A 22597-nucleotide genomic window follows, 5' to 3' on the forward strand; every position below is an offset into this window, starting at 1 on the left:
CTCACTGCTTCTTCGGGTTGTGGGTGGTCTCCTTCACGGGAAGCTCGGCCCTGACCGGGCCGGCCTTCTCGAAGTGCAGTTCCACGGACACCTTGTCGCCCTGCTCGGGCTTCTTCCTGAGCTTCATGAACATCAGGTGGTTCCCGCCGCGTTCGAGGTCCAGCTCACCGTCCGCGGGGACGTCGAAGGACTCGACCTCCTGCATCTTCTGGCCCGTGGTCCGGTGGATCGTGACCTCGTCCGCGATGTCACTGGTGACGGAGGTGAGCCTGTCCGCCGTGTCGCTGTCGTTCCTCACGGTCAGGAAGCCGGCGGCCATGTCGTCCATGACCGGCTCCGGCATGAAGGCTCCTTCGATCTTCAGCTCGGGTCCGCCGCTCCCGGACCCGGTGGAGCAGCCCGCCAGTACGAGGCCCGCGGTGAGGGCCACGGCCGTGGCGAGGGTGGTGCGGCGGCTCACGGGTTCTCCCCCTCGACCAGCTCGGGGAGGTCCTCGGTGTACTCGTCGGCGGTGGTGTCGTCTCCGTACAGCACGTACCCGGCGTCGGTCTTCGGGGAGAACGCGATGACCTGGGCGCCGTGCATGGAGACGACCGAGCCGTCCTTCTCCTTCTTCGGCGGGTCGATGCCGATGCCCATCTGGCGGGCCCCGGCCTGGATGGCCGGGAAGTCGCCGGTGAGTCCGGTGAAGGCGGGGTCGCCCGCGCCCTTGAGCCACTTGCCGAGCGCCTCGGGGGTGTCCCGTTCGGGGTCGGTGGTGACGAAGACGACCTGGAGCTTGTCCCGGTCGGCCGGGGGGAGCTTCTTGTACGCGATGGCGATGTTGCTCATCGTCAGCGGACAGACGTCGGGGCAGTTGGTGTAGCCGAAGTAGATGAGCGTCGGCTTGCCCTTGGTCCGCTCACGCAGGTCGTACTTCTTGCCGTGGGTGTCGGTGAGGACGAGGTCCGGCTTCTTGAAGGGCCGGTCGAGTACGGTCGCGGCCTTCTCGTCCGTACTGGTGGAGACGTCGGAGACGGGGCTGGAGCCGCTGTCGGCCTTGTCGCCGGCGCAGGAGGACAGGGTGAGCGCGGCCGTGGCGACGAGCGCCACGGCCAGCGCGTTCTTCTTGAGCATGGAGGGGGGTCCCGGTGTTTCGGTGAGGGTGCGGGGTGTGGGGAGACGTCAGGAGGTGCGGCGGCGGCCGGCGAGGATGCCGAAGGCCACACCCGCGACACCCACGACGATGCCGACGACGCCGAGGACGCGGGCGGTCGTGTCGCTGCCGGCGGTGTCGCCGGCGGCGGCCGTCCCGCTCTCGTGGCCGTCGTCGGCCTTGGCGGTCTCCTCGTTCTCGCTCTTGGCCGCATCGGCGGAGCCGCCGTGGTGGTCGTCGCCGGCGGGCTCGCTCAGCTTGAGGACGGCGGCGGGGTGCTCCGGCTCCTCCTCGCCCTCCTTGGGCTCCTCGATCCAGCGGACGACTTCCTTGTTGTCGTACGTCTGGACTGCCTTGAGGACCAGCTGGTCGGCGTCCTCCGGCAGCTGTCCGAGGGAGAGCGGGAACTGCTGGAACTCGCCGGGACCGATCTTGCCGCCGCTCCAGGTGACCTTGGAGACGGCCTCGTCGATCTCCCTGCCGTGGACCTTCAGCGGCTTGTCCAGCTTCGTCTTGGTGACGTCGGCCTTCCAGCCGGGCACGGGCTGCGGCATCACGGAGGACAGCGGGTGGTCGGCGGGGAAGGAGACCTCGAGCTTGACGGTCGAGGCGTTGTCCCGCTCGTTGGGCACCTTGACGTTGACGGTGGCGTAGCCGCCCTTCTCGGCGGAACCGACGGGCTGTACGCCGACGTGCGCGAAGGCCGTTCCCGCGAAGAGCAGGACGGTGGAGGCGGCGGCGGCAGCGGCGACGGAGACACGGTTGATGTTCATGTGGTGAGCACTCCACGGAGCAGGGAAGGGTGTTCCGGCGCGCGGGTGCGCACCGGCATCACGACGCCGCTCCCGTGACGTGGTGTGTGCTGTGCCGGGGAGTGCGCCGTGTCAGGCTGCGAGTACGAGCGCCGCGGCGGGCGGTCCGCGCCTGATCACCGTGTGCTGGAGGGCTTCCCCGGCCGGCCGCAGGGGCGTGACGAAGGGGGTGCGCAGGGCGCGCGGCCCGTGCGCGGGCGCCCCGGGGAGCAGGCCGGCGCGCAGCGACCGTACGAGCGCCAGGGCGGCGCGCAGCGACCGTACGAGCGCGCCTTCCGCGACCCCGTGGGCCGACAGCAGGACCAGCCGGGACAGTGCGCTCTCCCCGCGCCGCAGGAGCCATCCGGTCGCGACGGCTGCCAGCAGGTGGCCGAGCAGCATGGGGAGAGTGGGCAGCAGCCCGGCGGCCGTATCCGGGTGCGTGGCGTGCGCGGTGTGCGCGAGGTGCTGCTGCGCCGTGTGTACGGACGCGGGGTCGATGCCCGCCTCGGTGATGATCCGCCGCGCTTCGGCCGTGCTGAGCGGCAGTGCGCCCGCGCCGCACACGAGCTTCGCGGCGAAGGCGCGCAGCGAGGTGTCGGTGGCCGCGCTTTCGAGGGCCGGGCTGTGCTGGCCGAGCCCGAAGAGGGCGTGCAGGGCGAGCTGCCCGCAGGCCAGTGCGGCGGCGATGGCGGGCATCGAACGCGCGCGTCCGGCGAGCGGGGCGACCAGGCCGAACACGGCGGCGGCGCCGAGCGCCAGCGTCCACCAGGGAACGGTGGCGCAGGACGCCATGACGTGTCCTGTCGCGGACAGCACGACGCAGACCGCGGTGAACACCGCGGTCCTCAGCAGCCGCAGACCGGCTCCGGCGTGTGCGACGGACGTAGACATGGCTTCGACATCATCGCACTGCGCCCCCGGTACGCCTACGGCAGGTCCAGGAGCGCATACACCGGCGTAAGGAGTGCTCGCGTCGGCCGAACGAGCGCAAACACCTTGACTCCACGCTTATGGAGCGTTGCTCACGGCAATACGTAACCGTATGTCGAGCCGCAGCCAGGAGGCTGGAGCATGAGCATCTGGTGGTCTCTCCACTTGCGGCGCGAAGCCGCGAGCGTTCCGCTCGCCCGCCGCCTTCTGCTCGGCACCATGGAGACGGCGGGGGTTGATCCGGACGTCTCCTACGACCTGTCGGTCGCGCTCAGCGAAGCCTGTGCGAACGCGGTCGAGCACGGCGGGGACGAGCGGTCCGGAGCCCTCTGCGCGGAGTACCGCGTGACCGCTTACCTGGACGGCGAGAAATGCCGTATCGAGGTCGCCGACTCCGGGCCGGGCTTCCCCCCCTCGCGGCGGGACCGCCCTGCCGCACCACGTCCCGCGCCCGCCACGGCGGAGAGCGGCAGAGGTCTGTGCCTGATCGAGCAGCTCGCCGATCACGTGCATTTCGGGAACAGGCCGGGGCACGGCGCGGTGGTCAGCTTCGACAAGATCCTGAAATGGCGCGAGGGCGCACTGCTCAAGGTGTCCTGAAGGCCCTGAGCGGCACGCCCTCGCGGCGGTCCTGCGGGTACGTCAGCCCTGCTTGACCTGCGCCATCCAGGTCTCGACCTCGTCGGAGCGGCGCGGCAGCGCCGCCGACAGGTTCAGGTTGCCGTCCTCGGTGACGAGGATGTCGTCCTCGATGCGCACGCCGATGCCGCGGTACTCCTCGGGCACGGTCAGGTCGTCGGCCTGGAAGTACAGGCCGGGCTCGACGGTCAGGCACATGCCCGGCTCCAGCGTGCCGTCGGCGTACGCCTCGCGGCGGGCGGCGGCGCAGTCGTGGACGTCCATGCCGAGCATGTGGCCGGTGCCGTGCAGGGTCCAGCGGCGCTGGAGGCCGAGCTCCAGGACCTTCTCCACCGGGCCTTCGACGAGGCCCCACTCGACGAGCTTCTCGGCGAGCACGCGCTGCGAGGCGTCGTGGAAGTCGCGGTACTTGGCGCCGGGCCTCACGGCGGCGATCCCGGCTTCCTGGGCCTCGTACACCGCGTCGTAGATCTTGCGCTGGAGGTCGGTGAAGGTGCCGTTGATCGGCAGCGTGCGCGTGATGTCGGCGGTGTAGAGGGTGTGGGTCTCCACGCCGGCGTCGAGCAGCAGCAGGTCGCCGGAGCGCACGTCGCCGTCGTTGCGCACCCAGTGGAGGGTGGTGGCGTGCGGTCCGGCGGCGCAGATGGAGCCGTAGCCGATGTCGTTGCCCTCGACGCGGGCGCGCAGGAAGAAGGTCCCCTCGATGTAGCGCTCGCTGGTCGCCTCGGCCTTGTCGAGGATCCTGACGACGTCCTCGAAGCCGCGGACGGTGGAGTCGACGGCCTTCTGGAGCTCGCCGATCTCGAACTCGTCCTTCACGGCGCGGGCCTCGGAGAGGTGGACGCGCAGTTCCTCGTCGCGCTCGGCGGTGACCTTGTCGGTCAGCGCGGCCTCGACGGCGGCGTCGTGCCCGCGGACGCACCGGACCGGTCCGGTGGCCTCCTTCAGCGCGGCGGTCAGCTCGCGGACGTCCTTGGCGGGGATCCCGAGGAGCTGCTCGGCCTCGGTGAGGGAGTGACGGCGGCCGACCCACAGCTCGCCCTGGCCGTCGAGCCAGAACTCGCCGTTCTCACGGTCGGAGCGGGGCAGCAGGTAGACCGTCGCGTCGTGGCCCCCGTCGGCTTCCGGACGGGGTTCCAGTACGAGGACGCCGTCCTGGGTCTGGTCGCCGGTGAGGTACGCGTACTCGGTGGAGGCGCGGAAGGCGTACTCGGTGTCGTTCGAGCGGGTCTTGAGGTTGCCCGCGGGGATCACGAGACGCTCGCCGGGGAAGCGCGCGGAGAGCGCGGCGCGGCGGTCGGTGGTGTGCCGGGCCTGCGCGATCGGCTCCAGGCCGTGCAGCTCGGTGTCGGCCCAGCCGGACTTCATGTTCTCGGCGAGCTCGTCGGAAACGCCCGGGTACAGGCCGTTCTTCCGCTGCTTGATCGGCTCTTCGGTCTCTTCCGGGGTCTCCGGGCTGAGCTCTTCGGACACGACTGTCTCCTTGATACGACACTGGACCGCCCTCCATCGTATGTGCGACGGGAAGACGGCCCAGGACCTTGTGGACAACTGTGAGGAATCAGTCGAACCGTGCCGCCAGCAGCACGATGTCCTCCGCCGAGTCCGCCGTGTCGCCGCCGTCCGGCAGCACGGTCCGCAGCACGTGGTCGGCGATCGCTCCCGGGTCGTCCCTGTCGGCCCTGGGCACGCTCGCGGCGGCCGCGTGCAGCCGTGCGAAGGCGCGGTCCATCGGGTCACCGGTGCGCTGGAGCAGCCCGTCGGTGTAGAGGAGGACTGTTTCACCGGGTGCGGGCGCGAGTTCCACGCTCGGAGCCTCCCAGCAGGACAGCATGCCCAGCGGTGCGGAGAGCGACGTCTCGACGTACTCGGTGCGCCGGGCGCCGATGACGAGCGGCGGGCTGTGCCCGGCCCCGGCCAGCACGATGCGGCTCCCCCGGCCTCCGGCCTGGAGGGCTCCGGCCGGTTCGCAGTAGGCGAAGAGCGCGGTGGCCGACCGGGCGGGTTCGGTGAGCCGGAGCAGCAGTTCCAGGTCGGACAGTACGGCGACGGGGTCCTCGCCCTCCATCACGGCGTACGCCCGGAGGCCGGCCCGCAGCCGCCCCATCGCGGCCAGGGCGCTGGGCCCCGACCCGGAGACCGATCCGACGGCCAGTCCCAGGGCGCCCTCGGGCAGCGGCAGCGCGTCGTACCAGTCGCCGCCGCCGTGCGGTCCGGTGCGGTGGCGGGCGGCGAGCCGCACCCCGGGGACCCGGGGCAGCCTGCTGGGCAGCAGTTCCTCGGCGACGGTCGCCACCTGCGCGCGGGCGTGCTCCAGTTCCATCAGCCGGGCCAGGTGCTCGGCGGCGTAGCGCGTGTAGAGACCGGCGAGGTGACGCCGGCGCTCCGTGGGTTCGGCCGGTTCGTCGTACAGCCAGACGGCCGCGCCGAGCCGCGGGGAGGTCTCGGCGGCCAGGGGCAGTGCGTAACTGGCGGCATAGCCGAGGCGCGCCGCGACTTCGCGGTGGCGCGGGTCGAGCCCCGGCTCGCCGAGGAGGTCGGGGTGGGCGATCTCGCCGGGGCGGGGGGACCCGGGGAGGCCGTCGAGGAGCCGGCCGTACGACGTGGCGCCGCGCGGCACGGTCTCGATGTGGCCGAGGTCGGCGTGGCCGAGGCCGAGGCCGACGGTGGTGGACGGGCCGTCGTCCTCGGCCGGGCCGAGGACGACGAAGCCGCGGCGGGCGCCCACGAGGGCGGCGCCGGCGCGGAGCAGTTCGTGCAGTGCGCCGTCGGTCGAACGGGTGCGGGTCAGCCGCTCGGTGAGTTCGTGCAGGGTGGTGAGGTCGGAGACCCAGCCCGCGAGCCGGTCCTGGAGCACCGCGCCCGCGGCGGGTGGGGCAGGGGTGGGCGGAAGGGGCGCGACATTGTGTGTGGGGGAGGGAACTGCTGGATCGATTCCAGCCACTTTCCGTACGTGTGGGGCGCTCATGATCGCAGGCTTTCCTGCTGGTGCGTTCTGCTCAATAGCATCGCAAACCCCCATGTCATTCTGCGCCGCTATCAATGCATCCACATGTACACGTACATGTGAGGCGATGTCCAGCATCGCGATCGTGGGACTCTTGGTGTCTGTGGGGATAGTCAACTTGGCCTAAAAATGCCACACACGACCGTAATTTGAGGTCGACTGAGGGCGTTCGACCGTGCGTCATATCAGCCGTGACGGGTACCTAATCGGTGATGGCCAGGGGCAGTTGGGACCGCCCTGGAACCTGGTGGCGGGACCGGGCGTCCTAACCGCCGCGGGCCGTGTCCCATCCCCGAGTGGCGGGACCGCAGCACTACGGATCTCCTACGGATCAGTTAAGCGCCATGCGTGCGCCACCCTCCGCTACGTTTCACGCTCAGCCCCGAGGGGCTGCCCGTGCCGCAGGCTGAAAGTGCGGCGATGTGCCACCAGTACGCAGCCAGTACGCGACGTGCACGACCAGTGAAGACGCGCACACACAGTGCGATATGGACCTCGGCGTTCAACGGAAAGGAACGAGCGCTCATGCGCGAGATCCTCGGAAGGCGACGCAGGCTCCTTCGGTTCCGGCGGAGTGCGGGGCCTGCCCGACTCGGTGCGGCGCTGACCTGCGCCACCGCTTGGCAGTGGCCCGTACTCCCCGGCGTGGGGCTGAAGGCGTCCGGTGGACGCGGCGGCCGTGGCAGCCGCGACGGCCTTGGGCGGGGCTGTGCCTGCCCCGATCCCGAATGCGCGGTACCCGGCGCGCACCCCTTCGACCCGGGCATCCTGGCGGCCACCACCGACGAACGCATGATCCGCTGGTGGTGGACCAACCGTCCGACGGCCCCCGTCGTGCTGGCCACCGGGGGCGCGGCTCCGTGCGCGATCAGCCTCCCCGCGGTCGCCGGCGCCGTCGCGCTGACGGCGCTCGACGGCATGGGGATGCGCCTCGGCCCGGTCGTCGCGACCCCGACCCGCTGGTCGCTGCTGGTCGCCCCGTACTCCCTGGAGCGGCTCGGTGAGCTGCTGTACGCCAAGGACTGGGTGCCCAGTTCGCTGCGGTTCCACGGAGAGGGCGGCTACCTGGTGCTGCCGCCCTCGGAGACGGGCACCGGACAGGTGCGCTGGGAGAGGGCGCCCCTGGCGGGTTCGGCCGCGCCCTGGCTGCCGGACGTCGAGGCGGTCGTGGACGCGCTGGTAGCGGCGAGCAGCGGCGCACCGGACGGCGGCAGCCGGCTCGCGTACTGAGTGCGCGTGCCGAGCGGGTGTGCGTGAGGCCGGCGGCGGCTGTTGTACGACGGCCCGCCGCCGGCTCACCCGTACGGGTGCGAGGGAGCCCGTGTTCCGGGGGATTCCGGAGGACCCGGGCGCGCGGCGGCCGTGGCGGGGGCCATCCGTCGATACCTTCGGCTCACCGCAAGAACCTCCGGGCAGCTGACAGGTGGGATCCGCCTTGAACCTCCGCATGATCGGGCTCGCGGCCGTCGTGGTGTTCACCGTCCTGCTGCCTCTGGCCGGCGCGTCGGCGGAGCCCGAGCCCGCACCCGCGCCCGACGACGCCAAGGCCGCTCCGGCGACCGTTCCCGGGAACGACCCCGCGGCCCTTCCCGGGAGCGTCTCCGTGACCGTCCCCGGGAGCGCTTCCCGGACCACCCCTTCGCCCGCGCCGCTGTCCGCCCCTCCGCCGGTCCCCCCGACCGCCCCTCCGTCCGGCCGTGACCCGGCCGCGCGGTGCGGCCCCGAACTCAGCTCTCCGGAAGGCGTCGAGGGCCAGACCTGTGTGCTGACCGACGGCGGCGACACGTGGGCGCGCACCTACTACCGCAATGCCACGGGTACGGAACTGCGTTCCGTACTCACTCTGATGGGCCCCGGCGGCCGGACCGTTCAGATGCATTGCGCGGTGAGCGCCGAGGACGAGCCGGGAGTATGCGAAACGCCGCGTGAACCGTCGCGCGGAAAGGCCACCGAATATTCGGCGGTGTCGGAGTTCGCCGCGGCGGGAGACGGCCCGCTGCTGCTGCGCTCGGGGAGCAACTCGGCTTCTCCCGCACCCCGTTGACCGTACGATTACGGAGAGTGTCGGGGCGGGGCACAGGAAGACCCGGTCGCTGGCGACGGGGGATGCACCAGCGACCGGGCTTTCAGAACCGTAACAAGATATCCACGGTTGGCAAATCTGATCCCACCTATTCGGACAGGGGTTTACCTGCCGATATGGGGAGTTGTGACCGGAGTCACCGGCCGTCCGCGGGAATGGCGGCTGTCAGCTGAGCGTCACCTGGCGGTTGGTGAGCCCGCCCCGTGCGCGGCGCTCCTCCGGGGTCAGCGGGGCGTCCGACGCGAGGGCCGCGGCGAGCCGCTCGGCGAACTCCGCGGCGGGCTTCTCGATGTCCTCCGCCTTGATCTCGCTCGGCAGGTCCCACACCGGAACCATCAGCCCGTGCGCCCGGAAGGAACCGACCAGGCGGGTCCCCTCGCCGAGCGAGGAGGTACCGGCGGCGTGCAGCCGGGCGAGCGCGTCGAGGAGCTGCTCCTCGGCGTGCGGCATGACCCAGCGCAGGTGGTTCTTGTCGGGGGTCTCGCACCAGTACGCGGCGTCGACGCCGGACAGCCTGACGGTGGGGATCGCGGCGGCGTTGGCACGCTCCAGGGAGGCGCTCACCTCGGGCGTCGCGTTCTCCGCGTCGGGCACCCAGAACTCGAAGCCGGAGTGCACGTCCGGCTCGAACGCGGCGTCCGGGTCGAGCAGGTCCTGGAGGCGCGGACCGTCCGCCGGGGCGCGTTCGGCCGTCACCGGGGAGCCGGGCTTCGCGGTCAGCGCGCGCCGCAGGGTGTCCGCGAGGTCACGGCTGAGGTCGCCGGAGGGGGTGTCGTTCTGCAGTCCGAGCAGGACGGAACCGTCGTCGCGGCGCAGGGCGGGCCAGGCCATCGGCAGTACGGTCGCCAGCGTGACGGAGGGGACGCCGTCCGGCAGCCCGCCCTTCAGCGTCAGCGCCGCGGTCGCGGCCGGCACCAGCTCGCGCAGGGCGACCCAGTCGCTCTCGCCGGCCAGGCCCTCGAAGGGGCGCTGGACCAGCTCGGTGACGGCGTGCGAGGCGGCGCGGCCGTGGCAGGCCTTGTAGCGGCGGCCGGAGCCGCACGGGCAGGGCTCGCGGGCTCCGACGACCGGCACCTCCCCGCTGCTCACCTGGGCCTGCGGCTTGGTACCCCTTGCGGGCTGGGGGCGCTTCTTGGCCATGGCTTGGCTTCTCCCGTTCACGGCAGTGCTGTGTCGGGCGCGAGCCTAGTCGCTGAGACGCCCCCGGCCGGGACAGGCGGGGTGGGTTCGGGCCCCGGTCCCGGGCCGGCCGGGCCGGTTCGGAGCCCGGCCCCGGTCAGTCGAGGTCGTCGAACGGGACCGCGAAGTCCAGTCCCGGAACCGCGACGCGCGTGGCGAAGTCGTCGCGCCGGTGCCCCTCGGTGACGTTCGCCCACACCGTGACCTCGCCGGACGCGTTGTCCCGTACGCCCCAGTCCCGTGCCAGCGCCGTGATGATGTTGAGCCCGCGGCCGCCGCGTGCGGTGACCGAGGGCGTGGCTGGAACCGGCCGGGTGGGACCGCCTCCGTCCGTCACTTCGACGGTCAGCCCGCCCGACGTGTCGACGTGCCATGCGGCACGTATGTCACCGTCGCCCACCTCGGCCTGTCCCAGTGGCCTGCCGTGGCGGCAGGAGTTGCTGAGCAGTTCGGACAGGATCAGTACGGCATCGTCGATGACCGCATCGGACACTCCGTTGATGCGCAGTTCGTCGCGCATACGGCGTCTTGCCTCGCCCACGCCCGCAGGGCCATGGGGTACGGCCATGCTCGACGACGTGGGCACTTCTCGTGCCACCACCAACGCCACCCCCGAGACCTCCTTCACCCCACGCCAGGGAGTGAATGCCCCCATGGCCTGGACCGGAAACCGGACAAGCGCCGGTCAGTGACGCACTCGCACTGATCTAATACGGACCGAACACGCCGGTGCACTCCCTGTAGTGGAAATTATGGTCGGCCGAGTTGGGAAAGCACCTGCTTCGGGCGGTTTGTGATGATCGCTTCCACGCCGAGTCGCTCGCAGAGTTCGACGTCCTCCGGCTCGTTCACCGTCCAGACGTGCACCGGGTGGCCCGCGCGGTGCAGCCGTTCGATGTAGCGGGGGTGGCTGCGGACGATCCGGATGCCGGGGCCCGCGATGTGCGCGCCGGCCGGAAGCCGCCCGTCGCGCAGGAGCGGGGAGGCGAACTGCATCAGGTAGACGGTGGGGAGGGTGGGCGCGGCGGCCGCCACCCGGTGCAGCGAGCGCGCAGAGAAGCTCATGACGCGTACGGGTGAGGGCTCGCCGGCCACGGGGGCGTCCAGGCCGAAGCGCTTCAGCAGCTGGAGCAGCCGCTCCTCGACCTGACCGGCCCAGCGGGTGGGGTGCTTGGTCTCGATGGCCAGCTCGACGCGGCGCCCGGCGTCCGAGACCAGCTCCAGGAGGCGCTCCAGGGTGAGTACGGAGGTGAACTCACCAGGACTGTGCCCCCGGGCCGGGTCCCAGTCCGGCGACTCCTCGCCGCCCTGCCAGGAGCCGAAGTCGAGGGCGGCGAGGTCGGCCAGTTCGAGGGCGGAGACGGCGCCGCGGCCGTTGGAGGTGCGGTTCACCCGGCGGTCGTGGACGCAGACCAGGTGCCCGTCCGCGGTGAGCCGTACATCGCACTCGAGGGCGTCCGCGCCGTCCTCGATGGCCTTGGTGTACGCCGCCAGGGTGTGTTCGGGGGCGTCCTCGGAGGCGCCGCGGTGAGCGACGACTTGGATGGTGTGCTGCCGCGCGTGGGTCACTGCGTCATGGTGTCACCGTGGAGGGGTAGGCGCGTAGACACATCACGGGGGAGCCGGTTCGGCCCTTCTCGGGATGCGGGTGTTTTGACCGATGTAAAGGATGTTCCGTGGATGCACAGGAACCGCTTACGGCCGTCTGATGTGCGGTGAGAAAAGCTGACAGCGGACACTTGCACAGTGGTGACGTTGACCAAGACCGACGTGGTACCGAGGAGAAGAGAGCTGTGAGCACCGAGAACGAGGGCACTGCGGTTCCGGCCGCCCCGTCAGCACCTCCCGTGCCGGTGGCCGCTCCCGGGCCCGCCTCCGACACCACGGGCACGAACGCCGCGGGCCCCGGCCACGAGCCGGCGCCGCCCGCCGCGAGCCAGTCCGCCCAGAACCCCGACCCCGGCCGGCCCGCCGGGAACCCCGCCCCCGACCGGCCCGCCCACGACCCCACGACGCAGGGGCACACCCCCACCCCGCAGCCGGGGTACATGCCCGTGCCGCAGCCCGTGGCTCCCGCCCCGCAGCCGCCGGGGGAGCCCGGGGCCGGATGGCCGCCGCCCCCGCCCTCCCACCCCACCTACGGCGGCGGTGGCAGCGGTGACGGCGGCGGTCCCGGGTGGGGCGCGCCCACGGGGCCCGTACCTCCCGCCCACAAGAAGAAGCGCGCCGGCGGTCTCGTCGCCGGGGTGCTGGCCGCCGCACTGGTCGCGGGCGGCGTCGGCGGCGGCATCGGGTACTGGGCCGCCGAGCGGGGCGACAGCCCCACCGACTCGACCACCGTCTCCGCTTCCGGCAACGCGAAGGACTTCAAGCGCGACCCGGGCACCGTCGCGGCGGTCGCGGCCAAGGCCCTGCCGAGCGTCGTCACCATCGAGGCGCAGGGCGGCGACGGCGAGGGCGGCACGGGAACGGGCTTCGTCTACGACGTGCAGGGCCACATCGTCACCAACAACCACGTGGTGGCGTCCGCGGCGGACGGCGGCGACCTGTCGGTCACCTTCTCCAACGGCAAGGAGTACGACGCCGAGGTGGTCGGCCGCGCGCAGGGCTACGACGTGGCCGTGCTGAAGCTGAAGAACGCACCCTCCGGTCTGGCCCCGCTGCCGCTGGGCAACTCGGACAAGGTCGCGGTCGGCGACTCGACGATCGCCATCGGCGCGCCCTTCGGTCTGTCGAACACGGTGACCACCGGCATCATCAGCGCCAAGAACCGGCCCGTGGCCTCGGGCGACGGCCAGAACAGCAAGGCGTCGTACATGAGCGCCCTGCAGACCGACGCCTCGATCAACCCGGGCAACTCGGGCGGCCCGCTGCTCGATTCGAGCGGCGCCGTCATCGGCATCAACTCGGCCATCCAGTCGGCCGGCACCGGTGGCTTCGGCCAGTCCCAGGCGGGCTCCATCGGCCTGGGCTTCGCGATCCCCGTCAACCAGGCGAACACGGTCGCCCAGCAGCTGATCAAGACGGGCCGGCCGGTCTACCCGGTGATCGGTGCCACGGTCTCCATGGACCCGAAGGGCGACGGCGGCGCCGTCATCGCGGACCGCGGCACGGGCGGCACCCCGGCGGTCCCGTCGGACAGCCCGGCGGGCAAGGCCGGTCTGAAGGCGGGCGATGTCATCACCAAGCTCGACGACCGGGTGATCGACAGCGGTCCGACCCTGATCAGCGAGATCTGGACCCACAAGCCGGGCGACAAGGTCACGCTCACGTACGAGCGCGACGGCAAGACCTCGACGGTCGAAGTCACCCTGGGTCAGCGGGAAGGCGACGACAGCTGACCGGTTAGGCTGTCCTCGCGCCACCGCGGGCCGGTGGCGCGAGGGTGGGTTGCCCGAGCGGCCTAAGGGAACGGTCTTGAAAACCGTCGTGGCAGCGATGTCACCGTGGGTTCAAATCCCACACCCACCGCAGTACGTCCGAAGGGGCGTCCGGAGTCTCCGGGCGCCCCTTCGGCGTGTCCGGCGCGTGTCGCGTGGGCCGCTCGCGCGGTTTGGCTCGCGCGCGGTGCCGTTGCCGTGTGCGCGGGCTCAGGACGCCGTGGTGAGGCGGGCGGCGGAGGCGAGGGTGGCGCGGGCCTCGCGGTCGGTGAGGCCCGTGTGGACGGCCGCTTCGGCGAGCGCGTCCGCGAGGGAGTCGCCGATGCCGTTCTCGTACGCGCGGCAAGCTGCCCAGAACAGGCGGGTGTTGCGCTGGCCCTCGTGTGCCGCCCGTACGAACTGGACCAGGCCGTGGCCGCGTCCGGTCCCGTCGGCGGGGCGGCCCGCGCGGGGGTGGGAACGCGCGGGGGGCGTGAGGAGGCGCAGGAGCGCGCTGGGGCAGGGGGCCGGTGCGAGGTGGCCGGTGCCGGGCGCGGTGCGGTAGATGCCGTGGGCGGTGAGGGAGCCGGGGCCCACCAGGTAGCCGCCGGTACCGCGGATGTCGATGCCGGGGGCGAGGCGGCTCGCGGAGTTGGGGACGGTGACGCCGGGCGGGCCGGTCAGCCAGATGTGGCGCCCGCCGCTGGGGGTGAGGACGACGACGGTCTCCGGGATCGTGAAGAGGTGCCGCAGTGCCAGGTGCCGGAGGGACACGGTGGCGTCGGTGTCCGATTTCGTGTCGAGGTCGATGCCGATGAGGTGGTGCGGGGGCCGGCCGCAGGCGATGCCGTAGCCGGTGGCCCAGGGGGCGGCGGCGAAGAGGGCGCGGACGGCGGCGGGGTCGGTGGTGGCGTCGTGGACGCCGTGTCCCGGGCGCCCGCACTCGCCCCGGCACAGGAACGGCTCGGGGGCGTCCCGGTGCGGGGAGCGCAGGGCGGGGAGCTTGGTGCGGGACAGGGGGATGACGGGGAGCCCGCGCTCGGCGGCGGAGAGAGCGTGGGCGAGGGCCAGGGTGGCGGCGCGCCGGTCGGAGGTGGCCATGGATCCATTTTCGTACTCACGTTCGAAGAAGGGAAGGGGGCGGGCAGGGGAAGGGGTCGGCCGGAAATGTGCGGGAACGCTTTTTCCCTTGCCATGTCCGGGTTGCGGGGGCGACGGGGGTGAGCTGGGGTTTTTGGGGCGTGAAGGGTGTTTATCGACATGTCCTCACGCTTGAGAGGGAATAAGGGCCTCCGGCCCGGTTCGCCGGGAATTCGGTGGGCAATCCTGATCTCGCGACGTCGTGACCAACGCTGAGGCAGTCGGCCAACTGCCCTGGGACAAGCCGTACTTACAGCCCACGGAGGAACTCACATGGCACACATCCGTACCGCTCGCGTCATCGCGGCCGTTGCCGCCCTGCCTCTTGCGGCCGCTCTCTTCTCGGGTGCCGCCCTCGCGGACAACGGCTCCTTCGCGAACGACGGATCCAACGCCAGCGTGGCCACGATCGGCGGCAGCGGTGTCGGCAACGACAACTACGGCAACTCGGCCACCACCCAGCAGGTCGCGACGGGTGCCGGTGCGTCGAACCAGAACAACACGGCGAATGTGAGCGGCTGGGGCTTCACGGCGATCGACCAGTCCAACGACGACGTCGCGGTGAACTTCACCGAGCTCTGGTGAGCCGGGGCCCGGCCGGGGTCTGTGCTGAGGGGTGAACGGCCTGCGTGACGGTGCTCTCGGCACCGTCACGCAGGCCGTTCCCGTTCCGGCCCCGATCGCGGCCGGGTTCGGCCGGCCGGGTACGCGGTTCCCACCGTCCGGGTTGAACCTGGGCGCGGATGGCCGACGGCGGGGTGTGAGAGGCGCCCGGCGGCGCCGGGGGCACGTTCACTCTCCCCATGCACCTGCAGAGACTCCTCGGATACGCCGTCGCGCTGGTGGCCGTGCTCGGGCTGCTGGGCGTTCCGCAACAGGCGGACGCGCAGCCGGGAGCCCCGGCCCCCGCTCCCGCCCCGGCCCCCGCTCCCGTCCCGGCCTCCGCCGCGGCCCCCACCGTGACCTTCCGCGGCCGGGCCTTCGACACCTGCCTGACCCCGTCGCTCTCCACCATGCGGGCCTGGCGCTCCTCCCCGTACCGGGCCGTCGGCGTCTACTTCGGAGGCCGCGGCCGGGCCTGCCCCAAGCAGAGCAACCTCACCAAGAAGTGGGTGGCGGACGTGGACCGGCTGGGCTGGCGGCTGCTGCCCGTCTTCGTCGGCTCGCAGTCCCCCTGCGTACTGGCCAAGAACAAGCGGCACGTCAGGATGGGCAACGCGCCCTGGCGCCAGGGCAAGAAGGAGGCCAGGGAGGCGGTCGGCGCGGCGAAGAAGCTGGGCATGCTCAAGGGCAGCGCGCTCTACCTCGACATGGAGGCGTACGACGCGGGAAACAGCCGCTGCGCCCGTACCACCCTCGACTTCGTCCGCGGCTGGAGCCGCGAGGTGCGCAAGTACGCGTACCTCCCCGGCTTCTACAGCAGCGCGGATTCCGGCGTGCGGCACATGGAGCGCGCCCGCAAGGCGAAGGAGGCGGACCTGCCGTCGGCGATGTGGTTCGCCCGCTGGAACGGCAAGCCGTCGCTGTACGGCGAGCGCTCCCTGTCCGACCGGGCCTGGACGCCGCACCGCCGCATCCACCAGTACGCCGGGAACGTCACGGAGAAGCACGGCGGCCGGCGCCTGAACATCGACCGCAACACGGTGGACGCCCCTGTCGCCCGGATCCGCCCCTGACCTGCCACAAGGGCCGATGAGCCGGTCCCGCCCCCGAGACGCGCCCCTTACGGAAGCCCGGGCGTCCTCCACCCTCAGGAGGTGGGGCCGGCACCACCCCTACAACCTGAGGCGGATCCGGCTTCGGGACCTGGGGCCGATCCGCGGCGCGGTACCCGCTCCTAGCGTGGAGCCATGACCACGCCTGTCCGCACCAGCGCACCCAAGGCGGCGACGAGGACGCCGGCGACGGCACCCGCGCCCTATCCGTCGTTCTCCGTGTACGTCCGCGCCCGGGGGCCCGTGCTGCTGCGCACCGCGCGCTCGCTCATCGCGAACCCGTGCGACGCGGAGGACCTGCTGCAGACGGCGCTCACCAAGACGTACGTCGCCTGGGACCGCATCGAGGACCACCGTGCCCTCGACGGCTACGTACGCCGCGCCCTGCTCAACACCCGCACCTCCCAGTGGCGCAAGCGCAAGGTCGACGAGTTCACCACCGACGAGCTGCCCGAGCCCGCGGCCACCGCCGCCACGGCCGCCGACCCCGCCGAGCAGCAGGCGCTGCGCGACGCGATGTGGCGGGCGGTCATGAAGCTGCCGGACCGCCAGCGCGCGATGGTCGTCCTGCGCTACTACGAGGACCTCAGCGAGGTCCAGACGGCCGAGGTCCTCGGCGTATCCGTCGGTACGGTCAAGAGCGCCGTCTCGCGCGCCCTCGGCAAGCTCCGCGAGGACCCGGAACTGTCCCCGGCCCGCTGACCTCCTCCGGCCTCCCCGCGGGGCCCGGACGATTCGACCTCCCGGAAGTAGTGACATACCGAGCGGTACGTGCGCAGAATCAGGCCACCCTTATTACTGCCACGTAGCGCCCACCGGGAGGACGCCGTGCTGAGCACCATGCAGGACGTACCACTGACCGTGACCCGCATCCTGACGCACGGGATGACGATCCACGGCCGCTCACAGGTCACCACCTGGACCGGTGAGACCGAGCCCCGGCGCCGCACCTTCGCCGAGACCGGCGAGCGCGCGATCCGGCTCGCGAACGCCCTGCGCGACGAGCTCGGGGTCGACGGCGACCAGCGGATCGCGACCCTCATGTGGAACAACTGCGAGCACGTGGAGGCGTATCTCGCGATCCCCTCCATGGGCGCCGTGCTCCACCCGCTCAACCTGCGCCTGCCCCCCGAGCAGCTGGCCTGGATCGTCAACCACGCCGCCGACCGCGTCGTCATCGCCGACGGCTCGCTGCTGCCGCTGCTCGCGCCGCTCCTGCCGCACCTGAAGACCGTCGAGCACGTGGTCGTGTCGGGCCCCGGCGACCGCTCGCTCCTCGACGGCTGCGCGCCGCGCGTGCACGAGTACGAGGACCTGATCGCGGACCGCCCCACCACGTACGACTGGCCCGAGCTGGACGAACGCGCCGCCGCGGCCATGTGCTACACCTCCGGCACCACCGGCGACCCCAAGGGCGTCGTCTACTCCCACCGCTCCCTCTACCTGCACTCCATGCAGGTCAACATGGCCGAGTCGATGGGCCTGACCGACCGCGACACCACCCTCGTCGTCGTGCCGCAGTTTCATGTCATGGCCTGGGGGCTGCCGCACGCCACCTTCATGACCGGCATCAACATGCTCATGCCGGACCGGTTCCTCCAGCCCGCCCCGCTCGCCGAGATGATCGAGCGCGAGAAGCCGACGCACGCCGCCGCCGTCCCCACCATCTGGCAGGGCCTCCTCGCCGAGGTCACGGCCAACCCCCGCGACCTCTCCTCCATGGCGAGCGTCACCATCGGCGGCGCGGCCTGCCCGCCCGCCCTCATGGAGGCGTACGACGAACTCGGTGTGCGCCTGTGCCACGCCTGGGGCATGACGGAGACCTCGCCGCTCGGCACCATGGCCCACCCGCCGGCCGGCCTCACCCCCGAGGAGGAGTGGCCCTACCGCGTCACGCAGGGCCGCTTCCCGGCCGGTGTCGAGGCGCGCCTGGTCGGGCCCGGCGGCGAGGTCCTCGCCTGGGACGGCGAGTCGGCCGGTGAACTGGAGGTACGCGGCAACTGGATCGCGGGGGCGTACTACGGCGGCGCGGCCGGCGAGGACCTCAGGCCGGACGACAAGTTCAGCGAGGACGGCTGGCTCAAGACCGGCGACATCGGCGTCATCAGCCACGACGGCTACCTCACCCTCACCGACCGCGCGAAGGACGTCATCAAGTCCGGCGGAGAGTGGATTTCGAGCGTGGAGCTGGAGAACGCCCTGATGGCCCACCCGGACGTCGCGGAGGCGGCCGTCGTCGCCGTACCGGACGACAGGTGGAGCGAGCGCCCGCTGGCGACGGTGGTGCTGAAGGAGGGCGCGACCGCGGACTACGAGGAGCTGAGGGCGTTCCTCGCCGGCAGGATCGCGAAGTGGCAGCTGCCGGAGCGGTGGGCGACGGTCCCGGCCGTGCCGAAGACGAGCGTGGGCAAGTTCGACAAGAAGGTGATCCGCAAGCAGTACGCGGACGGCGAGCTGGACGTCACGAAGTTCTGACGCGCCCGTGAACCGCTGAAGGGGCCCCGCGGCGGCGGGGCCCCTTCAGTCCGTGCCGGCCACGGCTCAGTTGGTGCCGATCTTCGCGAGCAGGTCCACGATCCGGCCCTGCACCTCACCGCTGGTCGAGCGCTCCGCGAGGAAGAGCACCGTCTCCCCCGAGGCGAGCCGGTGCAGTTCGCCCTCGTCGAGTCCGGCCGAGGTGTAGACGACCAGCGGAGTGCGGTTCAACTGCCCGTTCGCGCGCAGCCAGTCCACGATTCCGGCGCGGCGGCGGCGTACCTGCATCAGGTCCATCACCACCAGGTTCGGCCGCATCTGCGTCGCCAGCGCGACCGCCTCGGTGTCCGTCGCGGCGCGCGCGACCTGCAGGCCGCGCCGCTCCAGCGTCTCCGTGAGCGCGAGCGCGATCTCCTCGTGCTCGTCGATCAGCAGGACGCGCGACGGGTGCTGCTCGCTGTCGCGCGGCGCGAGCGCCTTCAGCAGTACGGCGGGGTCCGCGCCGTACGCCGCCTCACGCGTCGCCTGCCCGAGCCCGGCCGTCACCAGGACGGGGACCTCGGCGGCGACGGCGGCCTGGCGCAGCGACTGGAGCGCGGTACGCGTGATCGGCCCGGTCAGCGGGTCGACGAACAGTGCCGCGGGGAAGGCCGCTATCTGCGCGTCGACCTCCTCGCGGGAGTGCACGATCACCGGGCGGTAGCCGCGGTCGCTCAGCGCCTGCTGCGTCGAGGCGTCGGGGGCCGGCCACACCAGCAGGCGGCGCGGGTTGTCGAGCGGCTCCGGAGGCAGTTCGTCGTCGACGGGCTGCGGCTGGGGCCGGTTGGCCACCTCCACGGCGCCGTTGGGGCCGTCCAGCGGCTCGGGCCCCTCGGAGCCCTCGTCGGGTGCGCCTATGGCGTACGCGCGCCCCTCGGCCTGGGCCGACAGCCGGTGCTGGAGCGGGCCCTGGGAGTGCGGGTGCGGGCGGGCGGCGGCCTCGGCGTCCGGGGCCCCGGCGCCCTCGGCGGGCGCGGGCTGCTCCGCCTCGGTGCGCACGGCGGCGAGCTTGCGGCGCCGTCCCGAACCCAGGGTCTGGTTCTGCTGCTGGGCGATCTGCTGCGCGAACGGCATGCCCTGGCCGAGGGTGCGCACGCTGAACGCGCGGCCCTGCGAGGAGTCGGTGGGCACGGGCTGGGCGGGCGGCAACGGCTGCGCGGTACGCGGCGGCTGCGGCCCGGCGGCGGGAGCCGGAGCGGTGGCGGGGTCCGGGGCGGGAGCGGCGGCGGATGCGGCGCCGTTCGGGCCGCCCCCGTGCTGCTCGGCCTCGTCCTCGCTCACCCCTGCCGCGAAGTCGCGGGCGGGCCAGGTCTGGGTCGTACCGGTGGCCGTCGTGGTGGTCCCGCCGGGAGCGGAGGACCAGCCCGGGGGCACGGAGGCGGCGTCACCGGACCGCGCGGTGTCGTGGGTGGAGCCGCGGGCGTCCGGAGCCGAAGCCCCTTCCCCTGCCCCCGCCTTCGCCTGCTGCTCTCCCGTGTCGCCCGGGGAGGGCGCGGCCGTTCCGTGTCCCGGAGGAGTCCCGTCCGCCGCCCAGTCGGGCTGTCCCGGCTGTCCCGGCTGAACGTCCCTGCGCGCCCTGCGCCGTCCCGTGGGCGCCGGGGCGGGGTGCGGCTGCGACGGAGTGCGGTCCGCGTCCGGAGCGGTGCGTACGGCGTCGTGGCGCCCCGGCAGTGAGGCGTCCGCCTCGCCCGCCGTCGGCCGCACGCGGTCGGCGGCGGCCGGCGGCAGCGCGAACGCGCTGCGGGGAGCCTCGGGGGACCGCTCCTGCGCCGGCGCGAGCGCCCTGCGCGCACGCCGCCCGGAAGACTGCTGCGGGGACTCGCCCCCGGCGGGCGGCACTGCGGACAGCGCGGGAAGGGCGTTCTCGTGCGACCCGTCCCCGCCGCGCAGCGCGCGCTGCCCTGCCGTTCCCGGTACGTCGACGGGCACCCCCTGGGGCGGCACCGTCTCCCCGCGCGCCGCGCGGCCGGTTCCGTGCGCCCCTTCCGAGGCCGTCACGACGGAGCCCTCCGAGACGGCGCCGGGAACACCGGGAGTACCGGGGGTACCGGGAGCCGCGGAAGGACCGGCGGCGGGCAGCGCGGCACGCGGTTCCACGCCGCCGCCGTCCCCGCCCGGACGCCCCTCGACCGGACTCGGCCGCCCGCGCCTGCGCCCCGTGCCGCCGGACCCCGGACCGAGGGCCGGGACACCCGGGCCGCCGTCCCCCGTGGCCTGCGCCGGAATACGTTCCTGCGGACCGGCGCCGGCCTCGCCCGGACCGCCGCGCCGCGCCCGGCGCCGCCCGGTGGGCGCCACCGCCTCGCCGTCGGCGTCCGCCTCGGCCGGCTCGGCCGCCGTGCTCTTGCTCTCCAGTTCCAGGAAGGCGTCCGTGGACGCCCGGCGTGCCCGCCGCCCGGCCCCGTCCGTGGGAGCCGACTGCTGCGCCGGCACCGGCACCGGGTCGGGAGCGGCCACGGCCGCCTTGCCCTGCGCCGGGACCGCCGCCGTCCCCGCACCCGCGCCGAGCGGCACTTCCAGTACGTACGCGCTTCCGCCCATACCGGGCACCTCATGCGTCTGCAGCACACCGTCGTGCGCCGCCACGATGCCGCGCACGATCGGCTCGTGCACCGGGTCCCCCCCGGCGTACGGGCCGCGCACCTCGATGCGTACGACCTCGCCGCGCTGCGCCGCCGCGACCACGATCGTCGAGTCCGTCTGCCCGCCGCCGGGCGCCGCCGCCGGGGCGTTGCCCGTCGAGTCGATCCCGGCCACGTCGGCGACCAGGTGCGCGAGCGCCGTCGCCAGCCGCCCGGCGTCCACCTCGGCCTCGATCGGCGGCGCGTGCACCGCGAACTGCGCGCGTCCGGGCCCGATCAGCTCGATCGCGCCCTCGACACCGGCCGCCACGACGCCGTCGAGCAGGACCTTCTTCTTGTCCAGCTGCTCCGTGCCCGCCGCCAGGCGCTGGAAGCCCAGCACGTTGTCGACGAGGGTCGTCATCCGGGCGTAACCGGCGGCCAGGTGATGCAGGATCTGGTTCGCCTCGGGCCACAGCTGCCCGGCGGGGTCGGACGCCAGCGTCCCCAGCTCGCCCCGCAGCTCCTCCAGCGGCCCGCGCAGCGAATCGCCCAGTACGGCGGTCAGCTGGGCGTGGCGCGCGGCCATCTCCTCGTACCGCCGGTTCTCGCGGTCGAGCACCTCGGCCTGCTTCTCGACCAGTTCGTCGTACGGCCGGCGGTCGGTGAAGGTCATCACCGCGCCGACCAGCTGGTCGCCGTCCCGCACGGGGGCGGTCGTCAGGTCGACCGACACCGGCTTGCCGTTCTTCGCCCACAGGACCTGCCCGCGCACCCGGTGCTTGCGCCCGGACTTGAGCGTGTCCGCGAGCGGCGACTCGTCGTACGGGAAGGGGCTGCCGTCGGCGCGCGAGTGGATCGCGAGGGTGTGCAGCTCCTTGCCGCCGAGATCGCTCGCGCGGTAGCCGAGCATCTGCGCGGCGGCCGGGTTGACCAGCACCACGCGCCCGTCGGTGTCGGTCCCGACGACGCCCTCGGAGGCGGCCCGCAGGATCATCTCGGTCTGGCGCTGCGAACGCGCCAGCTCCGCCTCGGTGTCGACGGTCCCCGACAGATCGCGCACGACGAGCATCAGCAGTTCGTCGCCGGTGTAGCCGGGGCGCTCGGTGTGGGAGGCGTACGCGTCCCGGCCGTCCTCCAGGTTCGCGCTGGTCACCTCGACCGGGAACTCCGTCCCGTCCGTGCGCCGCGCGATCATCCGGGTCGGCTTCGTACGTCCCTGGTCGTCCGCGCCGTCGGCCCGCCGCATCGATCCCGGGATCAGCTTCGAGTCGAAGGAGGGCAGCAGGTCGAGCAGCCCGCGCCCGACGAGCCCGGTGCCCGGCGACTCGAACATCTCCAGGGCGATGGTGTTGGCGTTGACGACGGTGCCGTTGCAGTTGACGAGCAACAGCCCGTCAGGGAGGGCGTCGAGTATCGCTGCGAGGCGAGCAGCGCCTCGGGATGGCCTGCTGCTCACGTCGACGGTTCCTCCCTGAACTACTGCACCTTGCCGACAACCGGCCTCATTTTGACCCTCGGGCCGCAAGCTGTCACTGGAG

General features: G+C 72.6%; 19 protein-coding genes and 1 tRNA gene. 9 read left to right on the plus strand and 11 right to left on the minus strand.

Annotated elements, in window-relative coordinates; all coding sequences use genetic code 11:
* Position 1: 1 nt before the first annotated feature.
* The 4 genes from ACWD0Y_RS06745 to ACWD0Y_RS06760 form a co-directional block, all read right to left on the minus strand.
* Positions 2-460 carry a copper chaperone PCu(A)C gene (locus tag ACWD0Y_RS06745; protein WP_450259354.1) on the minus strand — a complete coding sequence of 153 codons (459 nt, stop codon included), beginning with the start codon at positions 458-460 and terminating at the stop codon, positions 2-4.
* On the minus strand, positions 457-1116 hold the full coding sequence (locus ACWD0Y_RS06750; protein WP_450259355.1) for an SCO family protein: 660 nt from the start codon (positions 1114-1116) through the stop codon (positions 457-459). Before ACWD0Y_RS06750 ends, ACWD0Y_RS06745 begins: the two co-directional genes overlap by 4 nt.
* A gap of 48 nt (positions 1117-1164) precedes the next feature.
* The gene (locus tag ACWD0Y_RS06755; RefSeq protein ID WP_450259356.1) at positions 1165-1908 is read right to left on the minus strand and encodes a YcnI family copper-binding membrane protein; all 744 of its coding nucleotides are present in this window, start codon (positions 1906-1908) and stop codon (positions 1165-1167) included.
* A gap of 111 nt (positions 1909-2019) precedes the next feature.
* On the minus strand, positions 2020-2820 hold the full coding sequence (locus tag ACWD0Y_RS06760; RefSeq protein WP_450259357.1) for a hypothetical protein: 801 nt from the start codon (positions 2818-2820) through the stop codon (positions 2020-2022).
* 180 nt (positions 2821-3000) lie between these two features.
* On the opposite strand from ACWD0Y_RS06760, the gene ACWD0Y_RS06765 reads away from it, so the two are divergent.
* On the plus strand, positions 3001-3459 hold the full coding sequence (locus ACWD0Y_RS06765; RefSeq protein WP_450259358.1) for an ATP-binding protein: 459 nt from the start codon (positions 3001-3003) through the stop codon (positions 3457-3459).
* 42 nt (positions 3460-3501) lie between these two features.
* Here ACWD0Y_RS06765 and ACWD0Y_RS06770 read toward each other — a convergent pair whose 3' ends face one another.
* Positions 3502-4971, minus strand: coding sequence for an aminopeptidase P family protein (locus tag ACWD0Y_RS06770; RefSeq protein WP_450259359.1), 1470 nt, complete (start codon positions 4969-4971; stop codon positions 3502-3504).
* 88 nt (positions 4972-5059) lie between these two features.
* Positions 5060-6583 (minus strand): PP2C family protein-serine/threonine phosphatase, encoded by a 1524-nt coding sequence (locus ACWD0Y_RS06775; RefSeq protein ID WP_450259388.1) that lies wholly within the window; start codon positions 6581-6583, stop codon positions 5060-5062.
* A 447-nt stretch (positions 6584-7030) separates the two neighbouring features.
* On the opposite strand from ACWD0Y_RS06775, the gene ACWD0Y_RS06780 reads away from it, so the two are divergent.
* Together ACWD0Y_RS06780 and ACWD0Y_RS06785 are read left to right on the plus strand one after the other, a co-directional pair.
* Positions 7031-7735 (plus strand): bifunctional DNA primase/polymerase, encoded by a 705-nt coding sequence (locus tag ACWD0Y_RS06780; protein ID WP_450259360.1) that lies wholly within the window; start codon positions 7031-7033, stop codon positions 7733-7735.
* A gap of 205 nt (positions 7736-7940) precedes the next feature.
* Positions 7941-8549 carry a hypothetical protein gene (locus tag ACWD0Y_RS06785; RefSeq protein ID WP_450259361.1) on the plus strand — a complete coding sequence of 203 codons (609 nt, stop codon included), beginning with the start codon at positions 7941-7943 and terminating at the stop codon, positions 8547-8549.
* Positions 8550-8753: 204 nt separating this feature from the next.
* On the opposite strand, the gene ACWD0Y_RS06790 is transcribed toward ACWD0Y_RS06785, so the two are convergent.
* From ACWD0Y_RS06790 to ACWD0Y_RS06800, 3 genes are all read right to left on the minus strand, one after another.
* Positions 8754-9728 carry a DUF5926 family protein gene (locus tag ACWD0Y_RS06790; protein WP_450259362.1) on the minus strand — a complete coding sequence of 325 codons (975 nt, stop codon included), beginning with the start codon at positions 9726-9728 and terminating at the stop codon, positions 8754-8756.
* Positions 9729-9864: 136 nt separating this feature from the next.
* Positions 9865-10422 (minus strand): ATP-binding protein, encoded by a 558-nt coding sequence (locus ACWD0Y_RS06795; protein WP_450259363.1) that lies wholly within the window; start codon positions 10420-10422, stop codon positions 9865-9867.
* Between the two features lie 95 nt (positions 10423-10517).
* Positions 10518-11336, minus strand: a complete 819-nt coding sequence (locus tag ACWD0Y_RS06800; RefSeq protein WP_450259364.1) for a glycerophosphodiester phosphodiesterase — start codon at positions 11334-11336, stop codon at positions 10518-10520.
* 224 nt (positions 11337-11560) lie between these two features.
* On the opposite strand from ACWD0Y_RS06800, the gene ACWD0Y_RS06805 reads away from it, so the two are divergent.
* Together ACWD0Y_RS06805 and ACWD0Y_RS06810 are read left to right on the plus strand one after the other, a co-directional pair.
* Positions 11561-13108, plus strand: coding sequence for a S1C family serine protease (locus tag ACWD0Y_RS06805; protein WP_450259365.1), 1548 nt, complete (start codon positions 11561-11563; stop codon positions 13106-13108).
* Between the two features lie 43 nt (positions 13109-13151).
* A tRNA-Ser gene (locus ACWD0Y_RS06810) sits at positions 13152-13238 on the plus strand.
* Between the two features lie 119 nt (positions 13239-13357).
* Here ACWD0Y_RS06810 and ACWD0Y_RS06815 read toward each other — a convergent pair.
* Entirely contained in the window at positions 13358-14227 is an 870-nt protein-coding gene (locus ACWD0Y_RS06815) for a bifunctional DNA primase/polymerase (protein ID WP_450259366.1), read from the minus strand.
* A gap of 312 nt (positions 14228-14539) precedes the next feature.
* Between ACWD0Y_RS06815 and ACWD0Y_RS06820 the strand changes: the two genes are divergently transcribed.
* From ACWD0Y_RS06820 to ACWD0Y_RS06835, 4 genes are all read left to right on the plus strand, one after another.
* Complete coding sequence (locus ACWD0Y_RS06820; RefSeq protein ID WP_450259367.1) at positions 14540-14851, plus strand: hypothetical protein; 312 nt, start codon at positions 14540-14542, stop codon at positions 14849-14851.
* 218 nt (positions 14852-15069) lie between these two features.
* On the plus strand, positions 15070-15942 hold the full coding sequence (locus tag ACWD0Y_RS06825; RefSeq protein ID WP_450259368.1) for a DUF1906 domain-containing protein: 873 nt from the start codon (positions 15070-15072) through the stop codon (positions 15940-15942).
* 174 nt (positions 15943-16116) lie between these two features.
* Positions 16117-16683 carry a SigE family RNA polymerase sigma factor gene (locus tag ACWD0Y_RS06830; protein WP_450259369.1) on the plus strand — a complete coding sequence of 189 codons (567 nt, stop codon included), beginning with the start codon at positions 16117-16119 and terminating at the stop codon, positions 16681-16683.
* 126 nt (positions 16684-16809) lie between these two features.
* A complete protein-coding gene (locus tag ACWD0Y_RS06835) occupies positions 16810-18456 on the plus strand; it encodes a long-chain fatty acid--CoA ligase (protein WP_450259370.1) in 1647 nt (548 codons plus the stop codon).
* A 66-nt stretch (positions 18457-18522) separates the two neighbouring features.
* Here ACWD0Y_RS06835 and ACWD0Y_RS06840 read toward each other — a convergent pair whose 3' ends face one another.
* Positions 18523-22515, minus strand: coding sequence for a PAS domain-containing protein (locus ACWD0Y_RS06840; RefSeq protein ID WP_450259371.1), 3993 nt, complete (start codon positions 22513-22515; stop codon positions 18523-18525).
* Positions 22516-22597: the final 82 nt, after the last annotated feature.

The organism is Streptomyces altiplanensis (genome assembly GCF_053591575.1).

What these genes read in the sequence shown, in the direction of transcription:
- ACWD0Y_RS06750 (WP_450259355.1), bottom strand. Translation starts at nt 1,116, where the DNA reads ATGCTCAAGAAGAACGCGCTGGCCGTGGCGCTCGTCGCCACGGCCGCG.
- ACWD0Y_RS06755 (WP_450259356.1), bottom strand. Translation starts at nt 1,908, where the DNA reads ATGAACATCAACCGTGTCTCCGTCGCCGCTGCCGCCGCCGCCTCCACC.
- ACWD0Y_RS06760 (WP_450259357.1), bottom strand. Translation starts at nt 2,820, where the DNA reads ATGTCTACGTCCGTCGCACACGCCGGAGCCGGTCTGCGGCTGCTGAGG.
- ACWD0Y_RS06765 (WP_450259358.1), top strand. Translation starts at nt 3,001, where the DNA reads ATGAGCATCTGGTGGTCTCTCCACTTGCGGCGCGAAGCCGCGAGCGTT.
- ACWD0Y_RS06775 (WP_450259388.1), bottom strand. Translation starts at nt 6,583, where the DNA reads ATGCTGGACATCGCCTCACATGTACGTGTACATGTGGATGCATTGATA.
- ACWD0Y_RS06780 (WP_450259360.1), top strand. Translation starts at nt 7,031, where the DNA reads ATGCGCGAGATCCTCGGAAGGCGACGCAGGCTCCTTCGGTTCCGGCGG.
- ACWD0Y_RS06790 (WP_450259362.1), bottom strand. Translation starts at nt 9,728, where the DNA reads ATGGCCAAGAAGCGCCCCCAGCCCGCAAGGGGTACCAAGCCGCAGGCC.
- ACWD0Y_RS06795 (WP_450259363.1), bottom strand. Translation starts at nt 10,422, where the DNA reads ATGGGGGCATTCACTCCCTGGCGTGGGGTGAAGGAGGTCTCGGGGGTG.
- ACWD0Y_RS06815 (WP_450259366.1), bottom strand. Translation starts at nt 14,227, where the DNA reads ATGGCCACCTCCGACCGGCGCGCCGCCACCCTGGCCCTCGCCCACGCT.
- ACWD0Y_RS06820 (WP_450259367.1), top strand. Translation starts at nt 14,540, where the DNA reads ATGGCACACATCCGTACCGCTCGCGTCATCGCGGCCGTTGCCGCCCTG.
- ACWD0Y_RS06825 (WP_450259368.1), top strand. Translation starts at nt 15,070, where the DNA reads ATGCACCTGCAGAGACTCCTCGGATACGCCGTCGCGCTGGTGGCCGTG.
- ACWD0Y_RS06830 (WP_450259369.1), top strand. Translation starts at nt 16,117, where the DNA reads ATGACCACGCCTGTCCGCACCAGCGCACCCAAGGCGGCGACGAGGACG.